Genomic DNA, 2053 nt, shown 5'->3' on the forward strand with positions numbered 1-2053 from the left:
CCTACAACGATGGTCTGCCGCCAGCAAAAGTTATGTAAATGCCACATTGCTATTACAACTTTGCTTGACCAGAACAAACTGGCGTACGGTTTGCTCCTAAAGCCAGTTTTTTAACATTTTGACACAGGATGCTGGAAACTTACTGACTATCCGGCGACTTTTTCTTTTATGGACGCCGGGTTTTCTCAAAACTTCTCGTTATATGGCACTTTCCCATATGTCTGTGCCTTGTATACAAAAATAGAATTAAAACATGGCGTGAAGGAATCGTATCTAAAGTGCGGATTAGTGCGGATTTTCGGTAAAGCAGGCTGTACTGGAAACTTGCTCAAAGCGAAGTCAGCGCATAGCAGCGATAAAGCATGAAAGAGTTTTGAAATAATCTGAAATTTTGTTTGAAATTCTAACGAACTTGGAGTAAAATATAAGTATTTTAGGAGAAAGAAAAGTGTTTTGATAGAAGAAAGGCAGGTAGAGAAACATGATTTCAAAGAAAATGGTTCCTTTTGTAGAAGGAAGCTCTGTTGTAAGAGCTATGTTTGAAGAAGGAAAGCGAATGGCAGAAGAATTTGGTCCTGAAAATGTTTTTGATTTCAGCGTAGGTAACCCTAGCGTTCCAGCGCCAGAGGAAGTAAAAGAAGCAATCATAGATATTATCCAAAATGATGATCCGCTGTATGTACATGGCTATATGAGTAATGCAGGTTTTCCAGAAACCAGAGCTGCTGTAGCAGGCAATTTGAACCGGCGTTTCGGCACAAGCTTTACAGAAAATAATATCATTATGACTGTCGGAGCAGGGAGTGCTTTGAATATTTTGCTCAGAACGATGCTCAATGAGGGTGAAGAAGTAATCGTGTTTGCACCATATTTCCTTGAGTACGGCAACTATATTAAGACTTACGGCGGCGTAACTGTTGCAGTTTCTCCAAATCCTGAAGGCGGATTTATGCCAAAACTGGATGAATTTGAAGCCAAAATTACCCCTAAGACCAAGGCTGTTATCGTTAACAATCCGAACAATCCAACAGGTGCAGTATATCCGGAGGAAATTGTAAAGGGCATTGCTGATATTTTAAAGAAAAAGCAGGAAGAATATGGAACAGTAATTTACCTGCTTTCTGATGAGCCGTACAGAGAACTGGCATTTGGCGGTGTAGATGTACCGTATATGACAAAATACTACGATAATACTGTTGTGGCATATTCCTACAGTAAATCCCTGTCACTTCCAGGTGAACGTATCGGTTATGTTGTAATTCCTGACGAATCCGACGGTGCTGAAGAATTTATTCAGGCTGTAACTGTTGCTAACCGTCTGGGCGGTTTCACCAACGCGCCGTCTTTAATGCAGCTGGTTATCGCAAGGTGTGTTGACGCTCAGTGCGATGTTTCCTACTACGAAGAAAATGCAAAAGCGCTCTACGGCGGCCTGACTGCGCTGGGATTTGAATGCACCAAGCCGGAAGGTGCATTTTACCTGTGGATGAAGTCTCCTGTAAAGAACGAAAAGGAATTTGTAGCAGCGGCAAAGAAACATAATCTTCTGTTAGTGCCGGGAAGTTCTTTTGCAGGCCCAGGCTATGTGAGAATGGCATACTGCGTATCCCGCGAAAAGATTATGAATTCCCTGCCTAGATTTGCAGAGTTGGCAAAGGAATACAATTTAGATTAATTGTACATCGAGATAATAGAGAAAGGGACTGTCTCAAGCGTAGACAGTCTCTTTGCCGTAAAAGTAGTATTAGAGCGAAAAAGGATTCAGGTCAAATGCTGGGATTTGGTATGTGGCAGTTCATGCTGCGGAGAAACCGGCGCGCCATAATCTCAGGATTTTTTTGTATATCTGGCGTTCACTCCCTGGAAAACGCCATATTCTAAGCGTTTTTTTGTATACATGGCGCCAGCCACTCGCCAAACGCCATATTTGAATTCATTTTCTGAAAAACTGGCGCGCACCTGCTGCCTGATACCTACCTTTGAGCTGATACAATAAAGTTGTAATAGGAGTGAGACTTTTGTAAAATATAGTAAAACGAAAGGAGTACCCCTA

The 2053-nt window shown here is 41.9% G+C and carries 3 protein-coding genes; 2 read left to right on the forward strand and 1 reads right to left on the reverse strand.

Going from position 1 to position 2053, the window contains the following annotated elements:
* Nucleotides 1-481 precede the first annotated feature (481 nt).
* Both NFR88_RS14975 and NFR88_RS14980 read left to right on the forward strand, forming a co-directional pair.
* Nucleotides 482-1675: a pyridoxal phosphate-dependent aminotransferase gene (locus NFR88_RS14975; protein WP_160203179.1), complete on the forward strand. Its 1194-nt coding sequence runs from the start codon at nt 482-484 to the stop codon at nt 1673-1675.
* Complete coding sequence (locus NFR88_RS14980) at nt 1676-1825, forward strand: hypothetical protein (RefSeq protein WP_251617277.1); 150 nt, start codon at nt 1676-1678, stop codon at nt 1823-1825.
* Nucleotides 1826-1827: 2 nt separating this feature from the next.
* On the opposite strand, the gene NFR88_RS14985 is transcribed toward NFR88_RS14980, so the two are convergent.
* Nucleotides 1828-2053, reverse strand: a 226-nt coding sequence (locus NFR88_RS14985; protein ID WP_251617279.1) for a hypothetical protein, incomplete at its 5' end; no start/stop codon positions are given.

The organism is Senimuribacter intestinalis (genome assembly GCF_943192965.1).
In the GTDB taxonomy this organism is placed as follows: Bacteria; Bacillota; Clostridia; order Peptostreptococcales; family Anaerovoracaceae; genus Senimuribacter; species Senimuribacter intestinalis.

Excerpts from the sequence above, each read along its gene's own strand:
- NFR88_RS14975 (WP_160203179.1), top strand. The coding sequence starts at position 482 with ATGATTTCAAAGAAAATGGTTCCTTTTGTAGAAGGAAGCTCTGTTGTA.